We start from the raw sequence: 21646 nt of genomic DNA, 5'->3' as shown, positions 1-21646 counted from the left end.
CATTATTCCTTTCTCTTCGCTATATCGCGGTGGGTAATAACAGTTGGAGCCTGTTCGTCCAAAAGATGGCCAAAGTACTCTGCTAATGTAACCGAGCGATGTTGACCGCCAGTACATCCAAACGCAATAACTAGCTGCGTTTTCCCTTCTTTTTGATAAAGCGGAATCATAAATTGGAACAAATCTGTTAGCTTTTGAATCAATGCTTTTGTATCGTCATATTTCAATACATATGAAGAAACATCTTCATCTAATCCTGTTTTTGGCCGGAGCCCCTCTATATAATAAGGATTTGGCAAAAAGCGTATATCAAACACGAGATCCGCATCAATTGGCATGCCATGTTTAAAGCCAAATGACATGACGTTCACTGTAAATTGACGTGAATTCACTTCTGAAAATTGGGCACGGATGCGTTCGCGAAGCTCTCTAGGCTTCATGCTCGTTGTATTATAAATATATTGCGCACGTTCTTTGACATCTGCCAAGAGATCCCTTTCACGTTGAATCCCCATCAATGGCAGTCCATTATCCGCTAAAGGATGGGTACGCCTTGTTTCTTTATAGCGTCTGACAAGCGACTCGTCATCCGCATCTAAAAACAGAATCTTTGTCGCAACTAAATCTTCTTTTTCAATCTGCTCTAGCGCTTCGTTCAATGCGGAGAAAAAATCACCGCCGCGTAAATCCATTACGGCTGCAATACGTGATATCTCCTTTTTGGATTCTTTCATTAGATTAAGGAATGTTGGCAATAAAGCAGGTGGCAAATTATCAATACAATAAAAACCCAGATCCTCAAAGCTTTGAATAGCCAAGGTTTTTCCTGCACCAGACATTCCTGTGATAATAATTAATTCGTTTACGGCGTTTTGATTAGACATGATCATCATTCCTTTCAGAGGACATTTGAATGCGCTCCTCCAGCAATTGGAAGTCTTCTGTATATGTAAACGTTCCATATTGAGTACCAGTCTGTTCAACAGCATAAAGCAAATTTGTACGGTCACCTTCTGCCATAGGCAATGTTTTTAATTCTTCAACGGGATGCCACTCAAGTATCCCTTCACGTGTTTCCTTATATGGGGCACCTTCTAAATCTTGAGCCACAAAGGTAAAGAGCATCCACTCATTCACGATCTCTTCATCTCGTTTAATGACCATTGTATATACACCTTTTAGATGGGGGTGAATGGCAGAAGCGCCTGTCTCTTCATAAAATTCTCTGCTCGCCGCTTCAAAAATCGACTCGCCGCCCTCTACTTTACCGCCCGGTGCTACATACCAGCCGCGTCGTGGCTTCTTTAATAATAGTACTTGATCGTCTTTCATCACTAATAAATTGGCGATTCTTTGCACACACGACACCTCGTTTCTCTTTGTCCATATAATTATATTATACAGGCTACTGCACCATGAGTACAAAGGAATTAACATCCGCTCAGTTTACCCCATCGGACAAAGCCTGTCTATAACTCTTCCTAGTAAAAATATCGAAAAAAAAGCTGACTCTTTCGCCTAAAAAAACGAAAAGAATCAGCCACAAGAAATATTAATCTTATAAGGGGTTATGCGAATATTATAGCCCTTTTATTTAACAGAGAGATGTCAACAATGTAGAGTTTATATTACAATTATTGAACCTCAAATTTTTCTTTTAATTCTTCTACATAATGTTGGACTGCTTGCGCAGCGATACTGCCATCGCCTGTCGCTGTTACGATTTGGCGCAATGATTTTTCTCTTACGTCACCTGCTGCATAAATGCCTTTAATAGAAGTTTCCATTAAGTCATTTGTTTCAATATAACCAGTTTTGTTTAAGATGCCTAAGTCTTCAAACGGTTTTGTTAAAGGCAGCATTCCGATATAAACGAATACACCATCAATTGGCATTTCTTGTTCTGTACCATCTACTGTAGATACAAGCGTTGCGCTGCCAACTTTTCCATCGTTTTCATGGATTTCTTTTACTGTATGGTTCCAAATGAAATCAATTTTTTCATTTGCAAATGCACGGTCTTGAATAATTTTTTGCGCGCGCAATTGATCACGGCGATGCACGATTGTCACTTTGTTCGCGAAACGTGTTAGATAGATTCCCTCTTCGACTGCAGAATCTCCGCCGCCAACTACAATCAAGTTTTTATTTTTAAAGAATGCTCCGTCACAAACAGCGCAATAGCTGACGCCACGGCCGCCAAGCTCTTTCTCGCCAGGTACACCCATTTTTTTGTATTCAGCACCTGTAGAGATAATGATTGCACGTGTTTTGAATTCTTTAGAAGTTGTTTTGATTGTTTTATACTCTTCGCCATCAACGATTTCTGTTACGTCGCCGTAAGCATATTCTGCACCAAATTTTTTGGCGTGTTCAAACATTTTAGTCGATAATTCAGGTCCTAAAATGGAATCAAAACCAGGATAGTTTTCGACTTCCTCCGTATTCGCCATTTGTCCGCCTGGAATACCTCTTTCTAACATCAAAGTAGAAAGATTACCGCGTGATGTATAGACTGCTGCTGTCATTCCGGCAGGTCCTGCACCAATAATCACAACATCATAAATTTTTTCTTCTGACATGTTTGCTCCTCCTAGTTGGATCTATTTCATTAGTTCTAATCTTAGAGGATATCCTTTCATTATGACAAGATATCTGCTTGCAGCATGACTCTATTGATCAAATAAAGGCAAATACTGAATAAGTTCATTCACATATTTCGTTAAAGTCTGTGAAGATATACCATAGTACTTAGCAATCTCTTTTTTTGTGATATCCTTCGTGCGCGACGATTTATACATATATTCAGTTGCCGCTGCAAGAGCTTTAGGATTTTTAAATAGATACTCTTTTTCCCATGCTCGTTCAAAAAGAACAAACCACATTTGGAATATAAATGTGTCGTGTAGCTTCAGTGGCTTGAATTCCTTATATAGAAGTTCTGCTACTTCAATAGCTTTCAAAAACACTTTTATACGTTCGCCGTCTCCTAAAAAGTCTTGATCTAGTGCATACGCCAAAAATAATTTTTCGATAGTGGTGTATTCATCTACATTGATAATGCTAGGATGGCCGACGATTTCTTGCTGGTACGGCGATTTGCCAAGCAAAAATAAACCAAGCAGCCTCTCGCTACTATAGCCACTTTCTAATTTTTCTATAATGAAATTTCGATTGTTTTCAATAGCTTCTTCATCTTCCAGCGCATTATTGATTAGCCAAGGTTCAAACCCTTTCTTTTCTGGATCAATAGCAATCAGCTCATCCCATGTTTCTCTCGCTTCTTCTTCATGGCCAGTAAAATATGAGGCATGTGATAGCCAAAAGTAAAAGCCAGAGTCTCCTTGAAAGCCTTGCACTTTCATACTATGTAGCCAATGGTATGCTTCTTTATAACAGCCGATTAAAGCTAATGTCGCACCCAGTTTATAGCGCTGTTCAAAGGAATATGGGCAAAGCTTCACAAGCAATGACTTTAATTCCTCGACCTCGCTATCATCTTTTTCATAATAGGCCATGACCGTTAGATTGCATAATGCAAACAAATTGCCATAATTCCCTTTCAACACTTGGTACAACAAGGCTCTTGCTTGTTCTGCATCACCTTTATAAAAATAGGCAAGTGATAGATTGTTGTATGCAGGCCAGACATCTGGATGATCTGCAATAATTTCTTCTAATATGGTAATAGCTTCATCTAATTCGCCAGTTTCCATGTACTTTCTGGCTTTTTCCTGCAAATAAGCAACCTCACGTTCCACTGGTTGAAGTGAAAAGCCGCTCTCTTCCATTGACGTAGCAAACTCAATAATATCAATGGCTTCTTCAGCATATTCACCCATTTCATCAAGGCGAAGATATTCTTCCGCATAATATTTAGCATCATCTGTAAAGCCAGCTTGCGCAGAAGCTTCTGCTAAAAAGAGGAGAATCTCGGGCTCATTTGGATCAATCTCATTTGCTTTTTTTAATAAATCTAAGGCATGGTCAAGCTGCCCCGCTTCCAATTCGAGAATAGCGTATTGCAATAAAATAAGAGAATCATCTGGGCTAAGCTCCACTGCCCTTTTTAAATATTTATGCGCTTTCCCTTCTTGATCTCGATTTAGTGCTTGTACAGCTTTTTTATAGTAAAATTCTCCGCTAGGAATAAAGGAAACAACATTTTTCCGCGTATTATGTTCACTTTTCATATCTTGAAATGATCCTCCGAAATAAAATAAGGAACGCTTTCATACGTTCCTTAAACATAGTATCCACCATTATATCATATAATTGTTCATTTCATACGTAAAAAATCTTCCCTCATCTACTTAGCGAGAAGTTAATCGGAGCTCCAGTCAGCGATACATTGTGTTGTCTCGTTGAGTGGAGCTCCCTCGCATCTCTACTTATTTAGTGGTATTTGGTCCATCAGAGGCTTTGTTTTCCTTTGGATAAATAATCCTCATTGGATTGCCACCTACAAATGCGCCTGCTGGCACATCTTTGTTTACAAGTGTCATAGCTGAGACAATCGCATCGTCGCCAATTTCAACTCCTGGAAGAATAGTCGTGTTGGCCCCAATCATAACACGATCCCCAATGATAACATCGCCTAAGCGATACTCATTAACTAAATACTCGTGAGCGAGGATGGTTGTATTAAAGCCAATAATGGTATCGCTGCCTACCTTTATCCGTTCAGGAAACATTGTGTCTGGTGTGACTTTCAATGCAAAAGAGGTTTTTTCTCCGACTTCCATTTTCAAGAAAGTCCGATACAACCAATTTTTCATAGAAAGGAAAGGGGTATAGCGAGCGATTTCAATCACGATAAAGCATTTGGCGACTTTCCAAAAAGAAACGGTCTTATAGATTTGCCAAAGAGAGGTAGACCCTGTAACAGGGTACCTCTCTGTTCTACGCATGCACAGGCTCCTCTATTATAGCTAATAAGTCAGTGATGTGGTGTAGCATATAATCCGGATTGAAATTCATCAAGAATTCTTCTCCTTTTGCAGACCAGGCAACACCTGCCGTTTTGACATCCGCGTTTTTCCCACCTTCAATATCATGGGAGTTGTCTCCAATCATTATTACTTCATCTTTATTAAGGTTCATTTTGTTTAGGGCTAATAAGATTGGCTCGGGATCTGGCTTGGCATGTGTTACTTCATCTATGCTGACAATTACTTCAAACAAATGTTCAACCCCTAGCAAACGAAGACCCTTTAATAATGGCTCTCTTCTTTTTGTTGAGACAATTGCTAGGCGAATTCCTTTCTCATAAAGCAATTCCAACGTTTCTTTTACACCATCAAATTCCTTTGCTAGCTCATCATGATGTTCTTCGTTCCAAACGCGGTATTTCAATATCCAATCTTCAGCCTTTTCAGCATCTATGGATGAGAATGACTCGATTAATGTCGGGCCGATAAAAGGAAGCATGTCGTCTCTTGTAAATTTCCCGGGAAATTCCGCATCTAACACATATAAAAATGTTTGGATTATCAGTTCATTCGTGTCTAGCAATGTTCCATCAAAGTCAAAAAGCAATCCTTTAAATTTTGTATCTGTCATTTTTACATACCCCTTTTCTTGTCCAATAACTTCTCCTAATCCTTATAGCGCACTGGTTTTTTTATTGTTACCCTGCGGTAAATAATCAGGATGGCGCCCACGATTAAACCAATTAGCGATACAATTTGGGCCATTCTCAAATTACCGATCAACAAACTGTCTGTACGCATTCCTTCGATGAAGAAACGACCAAACGAATACCACATTATATATGTAAGGAATATTTCCCCACGCCGTAAGTTCACTTTACGAAGCAATAATAATAGAACCAATCCTACTAGATTCCACAACGATTCGTATAAAAATGTAGGATGATGATAGAAACCATTTACATTCATTTGTTCAATTAACCAATTTGGCAAATGCAAACTCTCTAAGAATGAACGGCTCACAACACCGCCATATGCCTCTTGGTTCATAAAGTTTCCCCAACGGCCAACGATTTGTCCGATAATAAGTGAAGGGGCCAAGATATCAGCTACCTTCCAGAAGCTAACGCCTCGTTTACGTGTAAAAATAATCGCCGTGATGAATGCACCGATTAATGCTCCATGGATGGCTATGCCTCCATGCCAAATTTGTATTATTTGATCTGGGTGTGAAGCATAATATGGCCATTCAAAAATGACATAATAAATTCTCGCGCAAATTATAGAGATGGGCACTGCCCATATTAGTAAATCGGTTAGAAAATCTTCATTAAACCCTCTTTTGCGCATTTCGCGTTGTCCTACGATATAGGCTATTACAATACCTGTTGCAATAATGACTCCATACCATCTGACCGAAATAGGGCCGAGCTTAAGTGCCACAGGATCTATGGCTAATAAAATTGAATCAAACACATTTGTTGCTCCTTCCATTCCATCTGCTTTACTTTAATCCTGATTCATCTTTCTCTTCAATTACTCGATTTAATCTTTTAGAGAATTCTTCTGCTGCGTTAACGCCTAGCGTTTTCAAGCGGTGATTCATAGCAGCTACTTCAATAATATCAGATAAATTTCTTCCCGGCCTTACAGGGATTGTTAGCTTAGGTAATTCTGTATCAATAATTTTCAGTGTTTCCGTTTCAAGACCTAGCCGATCGTAGGTTTTTTCAGAATCCCAAATTTCTAAATCGACAACGAGAGAAATACGTTTATGCTTGCGAACAGCGCTCGCCCCAAATAACGTCATAATATCGATAATACCTAGTCCACGAATTTCTAATAAATGATTGATTAAAGGAGGAGCACTTCCAATTAAGCTTTCTCCTTCTTGGCGAATTTCTACACAGTCATCCGCAACAAGACGATGCCCTTTTTTTATTAATTCTAGCGCTGTTTCACTTTTGCCCACACCACTTTTCCCTGTAAGCAGTACGCCAATGCCATAAATGTCGACCAGTACGCCATGCATAGCTGTAGAAGGCGCTAAACGACTTTCTAAATAATTGGTCAACTGGCTCGAAAAACGGGTTGTTGGCAGTTTTGTTGTTAACACTGGGACTTGATGTTTTTTAGAGGCTTCTACAAGAGCCTTTGGCACTTCCATATCATGTGAAACAATGATTGCGGGTGTCTCTTTTGAACAAAGCTTGTTCATTCGGTCAATTTGTATTTCCTCTGACAACAACTCATAGAAAGACAGCTCCGTTTTTCCTAATAGCTGTACGCGTTCTGCCGGGTAATGCGTAAAATAACCCGCCATTTCTAGGCCTGGACGCGATATATCACTTGTTAAAATATGGCGGCCAATTCCTTCTTCACCGCTAATTAACGTCAGATGTAATGCTTCAATAATGTCCTTTGTACTCACTTGGTCTAATGCCATCTTACTGACCACCTTTTCAAATCTCTATGCTATCAACATTCTAACATAAGTATATAGAAGAACATATCATGCAACTTTGCTTGGTTATGTATAGTATTTATTTAAACAACAAAAAAACTAGCTCCCTTAGATGAAAGCTAGTTTAAATCATTATTTTTTCTCAGATAGCCATTTTGCAACAGCATCTAGTTCATCACCTTCTACTAGACCAGCTGGCATGTTGCCTTTACCGTTTTTCAAGACATCTTTGATTTGATCTTCAGATAGCTGTGAACCAATTTTTCTTAGGTCAGGACCGACTGCACCTTGTAATTCATTGCCGTGACATGAAATACATTTTTGTTGTGTAACCGCTTCTGCATCAACTTTTGCTGTTGAGTTAGAAGTAGACTCGTCAGTCTTATTGTTGTCTGCGGTATTATCCGTCTTATTGTTTTCAGTTGTTGTAGTATCAGTAGCGGATTTGTCTTTATCGCTATCATTTCCGCCACCACAAGCACCTAGTACAAGCGCTGAACCGAACAACATTGCTAATAAAGCTTTTTTCATCATCATACCTCCTATGGATTGGGATTAGTACGCTTACACAGTAAGTATACCAAAGACATTCACAAATTAAACATGGTGATATTATTTAATTGTGACGCTTTCATGCAATTAGAACTATAAAATAATAGCCCTTTATTTATACCCGTATTTTTTCTTTTTAAACAATAATAGTTCATTTTTTAGCAAATAGTATTAACCCACTTGGCAGAAGCTTTCGAAATAGAAACAATGGAATCATACGGGATCTCTAAATCGTCAGCTAATACACTGACTTGCTCTAAATGCATTCTCTCTATGGCGATGGCTAGCTGAAGAAACGGCTGCATATCCGTATCCCCACCGCAGATTGTCTCTGCTACTTCGTCCGTTAAAGGCATATGCTGAAGGATTGTATGGATAGGCCTTTGTAGTATGGCATCTATTAACGAAAACATACCTATCAAGAAATACTCAGACATATTCTTTTTTCTAGTATGTTTCGCTAATAACTCACATGTTTTGGCACGTACTAAAGAGGTTTTCATCAATTCATCAAATGTGCCACCTGTATTAAACTTTTGTGATTCACGATAAATTAAGATATACACCCATCTTTTCAGATCCTCTAGACCTAGGAGCAGTATCGCTTGTTTGATCGATCTGATTTTGGATTTTGTGCGTTTAGCTGAGGAATTGATTAACTGTAGAAGCTTATACGATAATGCAATGTCATGTTCAATATTCTCGCTAATTTGGTTGATATCAGGCTCTTCCGCTCGTAATAAAGCAATTACCTGATAATAATGCAATAAATTAGCAGGCACATCCTGTCCTTTAATAATTTGCGGTTGCATAAAGTAGTAGCCTTGAAACAGTTTGTATCCTTTTTTTAATGCTTTTTCATATTCTTCTCTTGTTTCAACCTTCTCTGCCAAAAGCGTGATATGTGGAAACTTTCGTTTGACCAGCATTTCAATTTTTTGCCGGTCCTCCTTTTTAGTATTCAAGAAGTCTACCTTAATGATATCTATATATGTAAATAATTCTTCGTAAGTCGCAGAGAAATCATGCAAAACAAAATCATCAAGCGCTATTCGGTAGCCCTTTACTTTTAATTCTTTTAAACGACGGATTAAAGACTTCGTTATAGGGATATCCTCCAGTATTTCGATAACAAACTGCACAGGATTTAAGTGGTCAAAAATATCGCTCATCAATAAATTTTCTGTAAAATTGATAAAACAAGGCTTTCCATTCGACAGGACATCCATCCCGATAGAGAAGAGCGAATTAACAATCACATCTACTGTTGCTAAATCAGCATCAATGGAAGGGAATCTATTACTCTCACTCCCGCTTCTATATAACAATTCATATGACTGAACTTGATCAAAGCCATTAAATATAGGCTGCCTACCAATAAAGACTTCCATTTTGACGCCCCTCCGCTTTACGCTACTTTTATCTCTTTTTAACTTGGTTTTAATCCCACCCATATGTAAATAAATTGATAAAATATTGGTGAGAATCCTTTGCCTTTAACGCCCGATTAGTCAACTAACACTCGATAGAATTTCGTTTGAGCGAAGTTTCACTTTTATTCAATATTATAACATTTATTTCAATAATATCTGTAAAAAGTTATAAAAACCTTTTTAACCGACAAAAAGCATCCCTTATAAATATTTATCTTTTACAAGGGATGCTTTCTTATACTTTTATTTTTTTTTAAACCTCGGAGCGATCAAACCAATAATGGCTGGCAGAATTGAAACAAACACGATTCCTAAGATGAAAACAGAAAAGTTATCTTTCACAATTTTGATGTTTCCAAAGAAGTAACCACAAAAGACTGCGATTAGTACCCACAGCAATGCACCTGCCACGTTGTACATAATAAAGTATGGATAACGCATTTTGCTGGCTCCTGCCACAAATGGAATGAACGTACGAATTAAGGGCATAAACCGAGCAATCATAACGGTTTTACCGCCATGTTTTTCAAAGAAAGCATGCGCTTGATCCAAATTTTCTTTTTTTATAAATCGACCAAAAAAGCGGTGGTTTGAAATAGCTCCGCCCACTTTCTTACCGATTTCATAGTTCAATGAATCGCCCAATACGGCTGCTACAAAGAATATGCCAAGAACAGTCCATAGGTTTAAACCACCAATGGCAGCCATGGCTCCAGCCGCAAATAGTAATGAATCGCCCGGCAAGAACGGCATAATAACAACACCAGTCTCCACGAATACGATTAAAAATAGTATCCCATATACCCACTTTGGATATTGGCTGACTATACTTTTTAAATGTTCGTCAATATGCATAATAAAATTAAATAACCCTACTATTAGATCAATCATTCTTTCACTCTCATTCTATAGTATCATCTTAACCATCATACATTTTTCTCGAAATGATGTCACTGTTTAGAAGTTTATATACAATACAAACGATTGCTTCAATAGAAGGTTTCGGAAAAATTTTATTAACATCAACGGACTACTTAACTTATATCTTTCATATAAAGATTGAAATACTTGAATTATGCCCTCTTATAAATATTTCTTAAACCAATCTAAGATTTGCTCTAGTCTTTGAATTCTTAAATTAGGCAATCCTGTACGTGATAAGTTGTGTTCGGCTTTTGGGAAACGGACAAATTGTGTTGTTTTGCCCATCGACTTTAAAGTAATGTATAGCTGTTCCGCTTGCTCAATCGGACAGCGATCATCCTCTTCCCCGTGCAATATCAAGAGTGGTGTCTCAATGTTTTGACTGTATTTTAATGGTGAGTGTTGCCATAGTTTTTCTACATCCGTCATGTCAGCACCTATCTGCCATTCAGTGAAATAGTAGCCGATATCTGAAACGCCAAAGAAGCTTACCCAGTTTGAAATAGAACGTTGTGTGACTGCTGCCTTAAAACGATTTGTATGACCGACAATCCAATTGGTCATAAAGCCGCCGTAACTGCCACCTGTCACGCCTAATCTGCTCGTATCAATCCAATTATAGTCAGCCAGGACATGGTCAAGTCCTGCCATTATATCTTCATAATCCCCTTCACCATAATGATTGCGACACCCATCAACGAACTGTTGACCATAACTATGGCTACCTCGTGGATTCACATATAACACTCCATAGCCTTGTGCAGCTAACAATTGCAGCTCATGGAAGAATGTATTGGCATACATAGTGTGCGGTCCACCATGAACTTCGACAATGAGTGGATATTTCTCGCCTTCTTTAAAAGTAGCAGGCTTCATAATCCAGCCATTCACAGTCCAACCTTCATCACCCTCATAGCTTATTTTTTCAGGTTGTACAAGCGTTGTTTCTTCAAGCCATGCATCATTATAATGTGTGATTTGTTCTCTTTTCCCAAGTGCAATGTCATACTTGAAAAGCTCTCCAGGAAACACAGGGTTGCTTACAGCTAAAATAGCGGTTTTTCCGTCTCTTGATACATCAAATCCATAGATATGCTCATCTTCAGGGCTTGCAGGATAAATCGCTCCTTCTAGAGTTGCATAATACAGTCTTACATCTCCAAATGTGGATAAGACGAAGTACAAGTCATTATGCTCAGTCCACACTACTGTTTTTAGCTCTGTATTTTGCTGCACATCGCCAACTGATAAGTCTCCTACTGGCAAATCAAGCGCTTGTGTTAAATTCCAAGAATGCTTGCTTTCCCTATCATATATAAAGAGGTTGCCCTGTGCTGCATTTTTGTATGCAAAATCACTGCCTTGATAGGCAATATACCGATCATCAAATGAAAAGGTAGCAGATCCGTAATATCCTTCCTCTTCAACTATGATTTCCTCTTCTTTGGTCTTTAGATCGATCAAAATAACAGGTGAACGCCAATCATTATCTGTGTTCTCTACGCGATTCACTGAAACAATTAAGCTCGACCCATCATGAGAAATATCTTGCAAGCTATAATCATATGTATCAGTAAATAATCGGTTGATTGTCTTACTATGAATATTAATTTGCCCAATTTGGCTATGTGTTTTTTGCGGAAGTAATCCTACGCCGTTGAGCTTATATTTCATTCCGTCTACTACATAAGCTTCGGGTAATTCCTCTTTCTTCTCTTCCTTTTTATCAGTAAATTCTTTTCCGTCTTCTACGCGTGCAGAAAACCAAATTTCTTCATTCGACGGGGACCAAAGAAATGAGTCGACACCCTTGTCGAACTCAGTCAATTGTTTTGCTTCTCCACCACCAACAGATAACACAAATAACTGATTTTTTTCTTTTCTTGTCGACAAAAAAGCAATGGAACGGCCATCATTTGACCATTTAACAGATGAAATACGCTCTTCTCCAAATGTCCATTGCACTACATCGTTCGTTTCCAAATCGATATGGATTAAATACGAAAAATACTTATTCTTTTCTTTATCCATCTTTGTTTGTATCGCCACAGCCTCTTTCCCACTAGGTGATAAAACAGGTGCTCCTACTGAAGTCAATTGAAACAAGTCATGCGTTTGAATCGTTTTTTTCATATTTAACACTCCTTATTTTCAGATTATTTATACTATAACTTATTTCGTAATACTAAGGAAATGTTTTTATTGCTTTTTTACTTATATAGTAACAGAATTCAGATTATTCTTTTTTATCTAGTACCTAATATGGTATGATGCTAGAGTAAATATTATTTTAAGGATTGAAGGAGTTTTACTTATGAGCAAAAAACCACATCTTCAACGTGGGTTGGAGTCCCGACATATCACCTTGATGTCGCTTGGCGCTGCTATTGGAGTTGGATTATTTCTAGGTTCAGCAGGCGCTATTCAGTTAGCTGGTCCCTCTATTTTAATCGCCTATGCTCTCGGAGGGATTGTAATTTTCATCATCATGCGAGCACTTGGTGAAATGGCTGTCGAAAATCCAGTCGCCGGTTCCTTTAGTCGTTATGCCCAGGATTATCTTGGACCAATGGCAGGATTTATTACTGGCTGGAACTATTGGTTTTTATGGATTGCCACTTGTATGGCAGAAATCACAGCAGTCGGCATTTATATGCAATTGTGGTTCCCTGATTCTCCGAAATGGGTCTGGGCGCTAGCAGCTTTAATTCTCATGACAATCATTAATTTAATTGCCGTTAGTGCATTTGGTGAATTTGAATTTTGGTTTGCCTTCATTAAAATATTTGCTATTGTCGCGATGATTGTATTGGGCCTAGGTGTTATCCTATTTGGAATTGGCAATGGCGGAATTGCAGTCGGCATTAGCAATCTCTGGAGTCACGGCGGTTTTATGCCTCACGGTGTAAAAGGAATATTCTATTCGCTCCCAATCGTCATGTTTGCATTCCTTGGCGTGGAAATGATTGGCGTTACAGCAGGTGAAGCTAAAAATCCCAAAAAAGTGATTCCTAAAGCGATTGACACTGTTTTATGGCGAATTTTGCTCTTCTATATTGGTGCGTTAACTGTTATCATGTCGATTTATCCATGGAACGAGATAGATACCAATAATAGCCCATTTGTATTGATGTTCGATCAAATAGGATTACGCTATGCAGCAGGGATTATCAATTTTGTGGTTTTGACAGCTGCTCTATCTAGTTGCAATAGTGGTATTTTTAGTACAGGCCGTATGTTGTTCAATCTAGCTGAACAAAAACAGGCACCTGCCCTATTTAAGAAGGTAAGCAAAGGCGGTGTTCCGTCAGTTGCAATCATCGCTTCAGCATTCGTTTTACTGATTGGTGTACTTCTAAACTATGTGGTAGCAGAAAAAGTTTTCGTTTGGGTGACAAGCATCTCTACGTTTGGCGCTGTATGGACATGGATTGTCATATTGATTAGTCAAATGAAATTCCGTAAATCCTTATCCGAAACTCAAGTTTCTAAATTGAGCTATAAAGCGTTTTTATATCCATTCAGCTCATACCTTGCTATTGCTTTTTTAGTGTTAGTCGTATGCTTAATGGCGGTGTTCCCTGATACTCGAGTCGCACTTATAGTTGGTCCGATTTGGATCATTTTCTTAGTCGTTTTATATCTCGTAAAATACAAAAAAGCATAAGAGGCATAAAAAAGATGGTTTTGGGAGACAACCCCAAACCATCTTTTTGTATTCCTTATGCACGAGACAATGCTTGGCTTTTTAAATTTCTACGCAGTATTTTACCTGTTGTATTTTTTGGTAGCTCTTCTAATAGTATAATTTCTTTTGGACATTTGTATTTTGCTAGATGCTCTTTACAATAGGTATGCAATTCATCTTCCGTAATTGAAGGGTCCTTCAATACAACATATGCTAATACTTCTTCTCCTAAGTTAGGGTCTGGAATGCCCACTACTGCTGCTTCCAGAACGCCAGGATGGCCATAGAATACTTCTTCTACTTCCCTCGGATAGACGTTATAGCCACCGACAATAATCATATCTTTTTTACGATCGACAATATAGAAGTATCCTTCTTCATCCATTCGCGCCAAATCTCCGGTATACAGCCAACCATCACGAATGGCCACAGCTGTTTCTTCTGGCATTTTATAATACCCTTTCATTACATTCGGTCCTTTTACAACAAGCTCTCCGACTTCTCCGACCGGCACTTCTTCTCCTAACTCATTGAACACTTTATTTTCAACATTTACGATATTCGTACCAATAGAACCTGCCTTGCGTTCCCGATCTAGTGGGTTAAAACAAGTAACTGGTGAAGCTTCCGATAATCCGTAGCCTTCAGAAACGCGAACATTGAATTTCTCTTCGAAGTTATGAAGCAACGCGACCGGCATAGAAGAACCCCCGGAGATTGCGAGTCGCAGGGATTTTAAATCCTCTGGGTTTCCTTCTGGATATTGATAAAGGAAGTTGTACATAGTTGGAACACCAGCAAAAATAGTTGGCTTGAATTCTCGTCCAATACGGAAGATTTCTTTTGGACTGAAAGTAGGTGTTATGATCAACTCGGCTGATGTTAATAATGGTGCATTTACTACAACGGAAAGCGCGAAAACATGAAATACAGGTAATGTAGTGATCACGCGGTCTTCCGCAGTGAATGTTAAATAGTCTGCAATGTCCCGAGCATTTGAATAAAGATTACCATGCGTCAACATCGCACCTTTTGGGCGCCCTGTTGTACCCGACGTGTATAAAATAACAGCCGTGTCATCGCTATCAATCTCCATCGGCTTTACAGAAGGTGAAGATTCTTTCATAATTTGTCCAAATGAATGGACTCTTTCTTTTATATTTGGCGGTAATGCTTTCAGTTTTTCGATTGTATTTTCATTTGTTTCACAGACAATATATGTTTCTACTTCTGGGAAAGCCTTTAAGCCAGCCTCTACGAGCGGAAGCAAAGCATCTAACGCGATGATCGCTTTCGCATCTCCATTTCGAACAATATATGTAATCTCATCCGGCGTATACAGTGGATTCACTGGAATGGCTGTAGCTCCAATACGCATTGTGGCATATAAAGAGATAATAAAATGCGGTGTATTTCCTAATAAGAAAACCACATGATCCCCTTTTTCTACCCCTAAATCCTTTAATGCAGTAGCAAGCTTCGAAACGGACTCTTCAAACTCCCCATATGTCGTATCTTTTCCCCCAAAATGATACGCAATCTTGTCGGCTTGCTTTAAAGATGTGTTATAAATCTCTGACACTAAATTCATATTCCCACCCCTTTTTGTTAGAATAAAATGAATAGTCATTCATTTTTACTCTCCTCTATTATATAGAAATCAGAATAATAAAACAATAGACAGCTATTTCTAGTGTCTATTGTTTTTGATTAAGCTCTTATATGTGCAAGGTAACGCCAACGAATCAAATAAAAGTAACAAATTTGGATAGCCGTAATCCCTGCCAACACGATGATCGTTTCTTTTATGATAGAGAGATCTGCTATGCCTTTCCAGAATACTTGCAACGCCATAAAAGCAAATGTGCTATGGAGCATTGCTAATCCCCATGGTAAGAAGAATTGCGTAATTAATTGGCTATCGACAATTTTTCTTAGTTCTTTATGTGTCACGCCCATTCGACGGAGTGTATCGAATTGTTTTTTGTCTTCTTCAAGACCTGTATATAACTTGAAGTATATAAAGCTGCCAGAAGCAAGGAAGAAGACAGTTGATGCCAACAGGCCGATAAATAACAATAACGCAAAAGTAGAACGGAAAAATGAATAGTCTAAACCCGGATTTTCAAAGTAGAAAGGCAGCTGATCCTGCTTATTGGCCACATAGGCGTTCGAAACCATTACATCTAAATCTGTTCCAATATCTTTTGTCTCAGTCCACTGAGGCACATAGAATACAAAGATATGGGTTGTTGATTGTCTTGTTTCTGCTCCTTGGATAGGATCTATAATCATGTGAAAGTCAATGTCATTAACGATAATCACATTCGTACCTAATTCAGTCGGTGAAAATAGCACCTTCGGGTAGACCTTATCAATGGAAAGCGAAACGTTATTTTCCTCAAGGACCGTATTTACTTTTTTCGTCTTTAACTCATTAATAGAATCGAGTGAATACGGCAAAAACATCGCCTCACCAGGTCTTAAATTGACGACTGGATAGCCAAAAACAATGGCCAATCGATTGATATCCGACTGCTTCATAATCTTGACAGACCTTTTTGTATAGGAGGAAGTTTGACGTTTGATATCAAATTTATTTAAGTGATAACTTAGCCCCTTCTCCTCTAATTCATTAATCAACCCTGTAATATGCTCTCGTTCATAGGGATTTCCATATTTACTAGAATAGACAAGGCCTAACGGATTGAGCTGATGATACTGATGCGTAAATGTAGACATAGAGCTCAGCGTTCCAACAGCTAAAAAGGCTAATGTCGATACCATACATGTGATAAAAAACATTCTTGCATTTTCCCTCATGATAGCAGATATCTTTGCAAGCGATATGATATGGTACTTCTTCCAGTACCATTTCTTATGTGCCCGTAAGCGTGATAATAAAAAAGGTACGGAATCTGTAAAAAACCAATACGTTCCCAGCACGGCAAAAGGCGGAGTCAATATTGTAAAGATGACTAGATACTGTTTTTGTATTTGGCTTGCCATTATATAGGCTGCCAACAGCAACAGCATACCGAGGAGTCCTCTCCAAACGGAAAACTTGGATAACTGCTCATTCCGCCAATAACCTCTCAACAAGCTGACTAAATGAACATCCTTTATAAACATTACGCTAATAAAAGAAATGATGACAAATAGGCTTGTAAAGATACTAATGGTCAGCGCAAATGGTTTCCAAGAAAAATATAACGGAAGGCTATCAATCTGCAAAATCTCTCGAACAATCATAAAGAAAAATTTTGCAAAGGCATAGCCAAAAAGAATGCCCACAATAATTGCTGCCATACCGATAATCATTGTCTCAAATAGTATCAGTTTATTTAGCTTTCTCTTTTCCATCCCTAACTGAAGCAATAAGCCAAATTCCGTTAGGCGTGCCTCCAAAAAGGCTCTCATCGAGTACAGCAAAAAGAACAACATAAATAAAACAAGAATTACTTCTGCTATGACCATCCCTTGAAAAGCAATTTCCTGCAGAAATTCATTTTCGAGTTTGGGATGAAACATCAGCATTGAGTAAATAAAGAAAACCATAACAGAGGCAACACTTGAGAGAAAGAAAGCTGCATAGACTCGACGATTTCTGATTACGTTACGGAATGCGAATTGTCGAAAAGTCACCGACATGCCCTCCTAATAAGCTCAACACATTTAAAATCGCCTGGAAGAAGGTTTGACGATGGTTGTCTTTATAAATTTCGTTAAAATACTCGCCATCCTTTATAAAAAGTACACGGTCACAATAGCTTGCTGCAATCGGGTCATGCGTTACCATCACGATGGTTGTATTTTCCTCTTGATTAATACGGCCAAGCAATTGCAGCACATCTCCTGAAGCCTTGGAATCCAGATTTCCTGTAGGCTCATCAGCCAACAGAAGGGATGGCTTATGAATGATGGCCCGTCCGATTGCTGTCCGTTGAGCTTGGCCACCTGATATCTCATTTGGCCTTTTTTGCAGAATATCTTCTATGCCCAATTGTTTGGCAACCAGCTGCACCCTTTCCTGCATCATGGAAGGATCTTGGTCATCCAGTGACAAAGGCAGCACCATATTTTCCTCAACCGTTAGCATTTGTAAAAGATTGAAGTCTTGAAAAACAAAACCTAGCTGCCTTCTTCGAAAGTAAGCCAGATCATTCTTCTTAAGTTCAGAGGGTCTGATCCCGTTTATTACGATGTCGCCAGATGTTTGCGTATCTATAGTTGAAATCATATTAAGCAATGTGGTTTTTCCGCTTCCTGATGGACCCATAACAGCCAAGAATTCGCCTTTTTCAACTTCAAAGCTTAACTGATTGATTGCACGGTGCGTTACTTTTCCTTCATATACTTTTGTCACGTCTTGTATATTCAATAATGCCATATGAATTCCTCGCTTTTATCATTTTCTAGAAGGCTTTCTTTCACATAAACGGGTAGACAAAGCTAGGGAAACAGAATTTTTGTAGGTCTAGTCAAATTCATTCGTGGAAGTGACACTTAAAAGAAATGCGCACTGTTGTACCTTCCCCGACTGCTGAATCAATCTCCATATGATGGCCAAGTTTCTCACATACTTCTTTTGCCAAATATAGTCCCATACCGGTCGATTCGGCTGTTTTCCGGCCATTCTCTCCTGTGAAAAAGGCTTTGGTTACACGTTTTAAATCAGAAGGCGGGATTCCAATGCCTTCATCTTTAATGGTAAGGATGACGTGCCCATGGTCATGAGAGGATGATATATATACTTTTTTTCCTTTTTCAAACGTATATTTCACCGCATTTGTAATGAATTGCCCAACGATAAACTTAAACCATTTTGCATCTGTCGCTACTATACAATCTTCGTCCACTTTAATTTGAGGATATACCTGATTTTTAATAAATAAACGTTTGTTTTCATTAATAACCGAGCTGACCAATGGTAATAATGCTACCTGTTCAATTTTCATATCCTCTTCAAAAGTATCTAGACGCGCATTCATCAAAACGGTTTCTAAACCTCGCCTTAATCGCTCGACTTCTTCTCGAACACTTTCTCGGTCCAGTTCAGTTTCATCTTGCAGCAACAGCTCCAAAACGCTGATGGGCGTTTTCATTTGATGTACCCATTGATTCATAAACTGCATTTGCCTTTTTTGATGAGCGTATAGGGCTTGAGCTTCTAATTCATATAACCGGTATAGCTCGTGTATATACTTTTCAGTGGCTATATTTTCCGGCATTTTAGCATTTTTCTGCAAAGCCTCTTCCATCTTTAAAGGTTTTTGCAGTATTTTCCCATAGAAGGACTGTCTCATAACATAGCGTGTGAATAGGAAAGTAATAGTCAAAATGATTGAAATGATTACTGTATATATGGCTGTATCTGTATTTCTAAAGCCATCTAGCCAATAGAGCAAAAGAATAAATAAAACTAGGAGCAGATTAAAGATTAAAAAACCAATATGATCCTTTATAAATAATTTGATAGAATCCATTGTTATTGTTCCTCTTCACATAATACAAATCGATAACCAGCGCCCCGAACTGTTTCGATAGAAGATTGGATGGAGTAATCGGAGAGTTTTTTTCGTACGCGAGCCATATTCACATTAAGCGTATTCTCATCTACAAATGATTGATCATCCCATAGCTCTTCTAAAAGCTGTTCACGCGTCACGACTTTTGGAGTCGAGCCCATTAATAATTCCAGAATGACACATTCTTTTTTCTGCAGAGGTATAATTTCGTTCTTACTGTGGAGCTCCATTCTTTCTATATAAAGCTGAAATTGCCCAAGTTTAATGACTCTTTCTTTTTGGGTTGCCGCATATTCCCCGTATGTTCTTCTTAAATGGCTTTTAATCTTAGCTAGAACAATTTCGTAATTAAATGGCTTTGTTATAAAATCATCTCCGCCATTCTCCAATGCAAAGATTTGATCCATTTCGCCTGAGCGAGCCGAAATAAATATAATGGGGCATGTAGTCACTTGTCTTAACTGGCGACACCAATAATAACCGTCATATGAAGGCAAATTGATATCTAACAGGACAATATGAGGGCTGAACATTTGAAACTCTTCCAAAATGTTTTCAAAGGATTCTACTGCCTTTACATCATAATGATACCTTCTGAGCGTTTCCGCCAACAGAGATGCTATTTTTAAATCATCTTCTACAATAAGGATCCGATGTGTAGCCATTAAACTCCCCCCTTTCAATAAGTGTTCGTTTCTATTGGATTCCTACACAGACAGCCGATTAGTGTGACTGCCTGTACAGAAACAACTTTTTTGTTCGTTTAGTATATAAGCTTTAGGAATTCTTCTTTCGATACACCGCCAAAATAAGTCGGGATGTCGATTCCTTCAAGAGCTTCTCCTATTGCATCTAAGCTATATCTTTTTCCTTTTAAAGCTTCTTCGATATCTTTCATTTCCCCTACGCCAAAGAAATCGCCAAAGATATGCACATCCTCCATCAAGCCTTTGTTGACTTCTAAGCGCAAGTCAATAAAACCGGATGGGAATTTACTAGAGCGTTGAATATTGAATTTCGGTGATTGGCCATAGTTCCAATCCCACTGTTGATATCGCTCCTCTGATAGTTTATGAATGTTTGCCCAATCTTCATCGGTGAATTCATAGTATTGAATATTTTCTTCTCCGCCAAATATCGATTTTAAGATTTCCATTCGGAACTCTTCAACTGTGATTGGTTTGTCCATAAAGTCCACAATATTAGCTACACGAGAACGGACAGATTTGATCCCTTTTGATTCAATTTTTTCTTTTCTCACTTTTAATGCATTTACGACTTCATCAATATTTGTATCAAACAAAAGGGTACCATGGCTAAATAGGCGGCCTTTTGTAGAAAACATAGCGTTCCCTGAAATTTTGCGTCCTTCAGCCAGGATATCATTGCGGCCAGACAGCTCCGATTGGATACCTAGGTTTTTCATCGCATCCACAACAGGCTGCGTAAACTTCTTAAAGTTTTGGAACGATTCGCCATCATCTTTTGTGATAAAGCTGTAATTTAAATTGCCCAGATCATGATAGACTGCGCCGCCGCCTGATAAGCGTCTCACAACAATAATATTCTGATCTTCCACGTAATCTGTATTAATTTCTTCAATTGTGTTTTGATTTCTTCCAATAATGATAGATGGTTGATTTATATAAAAAAGCAAATAAGATTCGTCTTCCACATTTAACGTTTTCAGTGCATATTCTTCAATAGCCAAATTAATACGTGGATCTGTGATTCCTTTATTATCTATAAAATACATTGAATACACTCCTCAGTTACAATACTACGTTTATTTTACAATATATTTGGGTTTTTGTATTGACATTTCTCCACCTGTTATAATACAATACATTATAACAAAGCAGTAATATAACAGATATGTTAAGGAGGAGAATTCAATGTTAGAAAACGTTGTAGAATTTTTCAAAAACTTACCTGATAAACACTGTGTAGAATGTGGCGAAAAAATCGATGAACAAAGTGAGTGCTATGCAAACACTTGTGAACATTGCAATACCTTATAACATCCATATTACTTGCTCTTGTGCTCATTCCTTAGAGAATGAACCTATAAGTAATTTGCTTACAACATTTGCTTACAACAAAATCGCAGAAAAAGGATTGTGAAT

General features: G+C 38.3%; 20 protein-coding genes. 2 read left to right on the top strand and 18 right to left on the bottom strand.

The features are described from left to right. Window positions 1–2 precede the first annotated feature (2 nt). From rapZ to AC6CHJ_RS11705, 12 genes are all read right to left on the bottom strand, one after another. Entirely contained in the window at window positions 3–890 is an 888-nt protein-coding gene (rapZ, locus tag AC6CHJ_RS11760) for an RNase adapter RapZ (RefSeq protein ID WP_066789497.1), read from the bottom strand. Beyond that, window positions 877–1359 carry an NUDIX hydrolase gene (locus AC6CHJ_RS11755; RefSeq protein WP_249774700.1) on the bottom strand — a complete coding sequence of 161 codons (483 nt, stop codon included), beginning with the start codon at window positions 1357–1359 and terminating at the stop codon, window positions 877–879. The genes rapZ and AC6CHJ_RS11755 overlap by 14 nt, the downstream gene beginning before the upstream one ends. A 275-nt stretch (window positions 1360–1634) precedes the next feature. Next, complete coding sequence (trxB, locus tag AC6CHJ_RS11750) at window positions 1635–2582, bottom strand: thioredoxin-disulfide reductase (RefSeq protein ID WP_147196293.1); 948 nt, start codon at window positions 2580–2582, stop codon at window positions 1635–1637. A 90-nt stretch (window positions 2583–2672) separates the two neighbouring features. After that, the gene (locus tag AC6CHJ_RS11745; RefSeq protein ID WP_147196291.1) at window positions 2673–4193 is read right to left on the bottom strand and encodes a tetratricopeptide repeat protein; all 1521 of its coding nucleotides are present in this window, start codon (window positions 4191–4193) and stop codon (window positions 2673–2675) included. A 198-nt stretch (window positions 4194–4391) separates the two neighbouring features. Then, the gene (locus AC6CHJ_RS11740; protein WP_249774702.1) at window positions 4392–4910 is read right to left on the bottom strand and encodes an acyltransferase; all 519 of its coding nucleotides are present in this window, start codon (window positions 4908–4910) and stop codon (window positions 4392–4394) included. Then, a complete protein-coding gene (gene ppaX / locus AC6CHJ_RS11735) occupies window positions 4903–5562 on the bottom strand; it encodes a pyrophosphatase PpaX (protein WP_498288677.1) in 660 nt (219 codons plus the stop codon). Before ppaX ends, AC6CHJ_RS11740 begins: the two co-directional genes overlap by 8 nt. 35 nt (window positions 5563–5597) lie before the next feature. Further along, window positions 5598–6407, bottom strand: coding sequence for a prolipoprotein diacylglyceryl transferase (lgt, locus tag AC6CHJ_RS11730; protein WP_066789516.1), 810 nt, complete (start codon window positions 6405–6407; stop codon window positions 5598–5600). 28 nt (window positions 6408–6435) lie between these two features. Beyond that, complete coding sequence (gene hprK, locus AC6CHJ_RS11725) at window positions 6436–7377, bottom strand: HPr(Ser) kinase/phosphatase (protein ID WP_147196284.1); 942 nt, start codon at window positions 7375–7377, stop codon at window positions 6436–6438. Window positions 7378–7527: 150 nt separating this feature from the next. Further along, window positions 7528–7926 (bottom strand): cytochrome c551, encoded by a 399-nt coding sequence (cccB, locus tag AC6CHJ_RS11720; protein ID WP_066789520.1) that lies wholly within the window; start codon window positions 7924–7926, stop codon window positions 7528–7530. 179 nt (window positions 7927–8105) lie between these two features. Further along, window positions 8106–9338: an EAL and HDOD domain-containing protein gene (locus AC6CHJ_RS11715; RefSeq protein WP_147196282.1), complete on the bottom strand. Its 1233-nt coding sequence runs from the start codon at window positions 9336–9338 to the stop codon at window positions 8106–8108. A 285-nt stretch (window positions 9339–9623) separates the two neighbouring features. After that, window positions 9624–10268: a DedA family protein gene (locus tag AC6CHJ_RS11710; RefSeq protein WP_244946695.1), complete on the bottom strand. Its 645-nt coding sequence runs from the start codon at window positions 10266–10268 to the stop codon at window positions 9624–9626. 195 nt (window positions 10269–10463) lie between these two features. Next, window positions 10464–12437, bottom strand: coding sequence for a S9 family peptidase (locus tag AC6CHJ_RS11705; RefSeq protein ID WP_498288674.1), 1974 nt, complete (start codon window positions 12435–12437; stop codon window positions 10464–10466). Between the two features lie 181 nt (window positions 12438–12618). On the opposite strand from AC6CHJ_RS11705, the gene AC6CHJ_RS11700 reads away from it, so the two are divergent. Further along, complete coding sequence (locus AC6CHJ_RS11700) at window positions 12619–13971, top strand: amino acid permease (RefSeq protein WP_392996010.1); 1353 nt, start codon at window positions 12619–12621, stop codon at window positions 13969–13971. A gap of 55 nt (window positions 13972–14026) precedes the next feature. Here AC6CHJ_RS11700 and AC6CHJ_RS11695 read toward each other — a convergent pair whose 3' ends face one another. The 6 genes from AC6CHJ_RS11695 to lplA all read right to left on the bottom strand — a co-directional run bounded on the left by AC6CHJ_RS11695 (window position 14027) and on the right by lplA (window position 21276). Next, window positions 14027–15583: a fatty acid--CoA ligase family protein gene (locus tag AC6CHJ_RS11695; RefSeq protein ID WP_147196274.1), complete on the bottom strand. Its 1557-nt coding sequence runs from the start codon at window positions 15581–15583 to the stop codon at window positions 14027–14029. A gap of 119 nt (window positions 15584–15702) precedes the next feature. Then, complete coding sequence (locus tag AC6CHJ_RS11690; protein WP_221298000.1) at window positions 15703–17643, bottom strand: FtsX-like permease family protein; 1941 nt, start codon at window positions 17641–17643, stop codon at window positions 15703–15705. Then, window positions 17609–18382 (bottom strand): ABC transporter ATP-binding protein, encoded by a 774-nt coding sequence (locus AC6CHJ_RS11685; protein ID WP_498288671.1) that lies wholly within the window; start codon window positions 18380–18382, stop codon window positions 17609–17611. Before AC6CHJ_RS11685 ends, AC6CHJ_RS11690 begins: the two co-directional genes overlap by 35 nt. A 97-nt stretch (window positions 18383–18479) precedes the next feature. Beyond that, a complete protein-coding gene (locus AC6CHJ_RS11680; RefSeq protein WP_147196267.1) occupies window positions 18480–19478 on the bottom strand; it encodes a sensor histidine kinase in 999 nt (332 codons plus the stop codon). A gap of 2 nt (window positions 19479–19480) precedes the next feature. After that, the gene (locus tag AC6CHJ_RS11675; protein ID WP_066789539.1) at window positions 19481–20185 is read right to left on the bottom strand and encodes a response regulator transcription factor; all 705 of its coding nucleotides are present in this window, start codon (window positions 20183–20185) and stop codon (window positions 19481–19483) included. Between the two features lie 98 nt (window positions 20186–20283). After that, a complete protein-coding gene (lplA, locus tag AC6CHJ_RS11670; protein ID WP_147196265.1) occupies window positions 20284–21276 on the bottom strand; it encodes a lipoate--protein ligase in 993 nt (330 codons plus the stop codon). 139 nt (window positions 21277–21415) lie between these two features. Here lplA and yhfH point away from each other — a divergent pair, with 139 nt between their 5' ends. Next, window positions 21416–21541: a protein YhfH gene (yhfH, locus tag AC6CHJ_RS11665; RefSeq protein WP_084246941.1), complete on the top strand. Its 126-nt coding sequence runs from the start codon at window positions 21416–21418 to the stop codon at window positions 21539–21541. Window positions 21542–21646: the final 105 nt, after the last annotated feature.

Source organism: Rummeliibacillus sp. GQ308, assembly GCF_059759115.1.
This window is presented reverse-complemented; position numbering and strand designations above follow the sequence as displayed.

Bases quoted from the DNA above. Each gene is read 5' to 3' on its own strand.
- rapZ (WP_066789497.1), bottom strand. From the start codon at position 890: ATGATCATGTCTAATCAAAACGCCGTAAACGAATTAATTATTATCACA.
- trxB (WP_147196293.1), bottom strand. From the start codon at position 2,582: ATGTCAGAAGAAAAAATTTATGATGTTGTGATTATTGGTGCAGGACCT.
- AC6CHJ_RS11745 (WP_147196291.1), bottom strand. From the start codon at position 4,193: ATGAAAAGTGAACATAATACGCGGAAAAATGTTGTTTCCTTTATTCCT.
- AC6CHJ_RS11740 (WP_249774702.1), bottom strand. From the start codon at position 4,910: ATGCGTAGAACAGAGAGGTACCCTGTTACAGGGTCTACCTCTCTTTGG.
- ppaX (WP_498288677.1), bottom strand. From the start codon at position 5,562: ATGACAGATACAAAATTTAAAGGATTGCTTTTTGACTTTGATGGAACA.
- hprK (WP_147196284.1), bottom strand. From the start codon at position 7,377: ATGGCATTAGACCAAGTGAGTACAAAGGACATTATTGAAGCATTACAT.
- cccB (WP_066789520.1), bottom strand. From the start codon at position 7,926: ATGAAAAAAGCTTTATTAGCAATGTTGTTCGGTTCAGCGCTTGTACTA.
- AC6CHJ_RS11715 (WP_147196282.1), bottom strand. From the start codon at position 9,338: ATGGAAGTCTTTATTGGTAGGCAGCCTATATTTAATGGCTTTGATCAA.
- AC6CHJ_RS11705 (WP_498288674.1), bottom strand. From the start codon at position 12,437: ATGAAAAAAACGATTCAAACGCATGACTTGTTTCAATTGACTTCAGTA.
- AC6CHJ_RS11700 (WP_392996010.1), top strand. From the start codon at position 12,619: ATGAGCAAAAAACCACATCTTCAACGTGGGTTGGAGTCCCGACATATC.
- AC6CHJ_RS11695 (WP_147196274.1), bottom strand. From the start codon at position 15,583: ATGAATTTAGTGTCAGAGATTTATAACACATCTTTAAAGCAAGCCGAC.
- AC6CHJ_RS11690 (WP_221298000.1), bottom strand. From the start codon at position 17,643: ATGTCGGTGACTTTTCGACAATTCGCATTCCGTAACGTAATCAGAAAT.
- AC6CHJ_RS11685 (WP_498288671.1), bottom strand. From the start codon at position 18,382: ATGGCATTATTGAATATACAAGACGTGACAAAAGTATATGAAGGAAAA.
- AC6CHJ_RS11680 (WP_147196267.1), bottom strand. From the start codon at position 19,478: ATGGATTCTATCAAATTATTTATAAAGGATCATATTGGTTTTTTAATC.
- AC6CHJ_RS11675 (WP_066789539.1), bottom strand. From the start codon at position 20,185: ATGGCTACACATCGGATCCTTATTGTAGAAGATGATTTAAAAATAGCA.
- lplA (WP_147196265.1), bottom strand. From the start codon at position 21,276: ATGTATTTTATAGATAATAAAGGAATCACAGATCCACGTATTAATTTG.
- yhfH (WP_084246941.1), top strand. From the start codon at position 21,416: ATGTTAGAAAACGTTGTAGAATTTTTCAAAAACTTACCTGATAAACAC.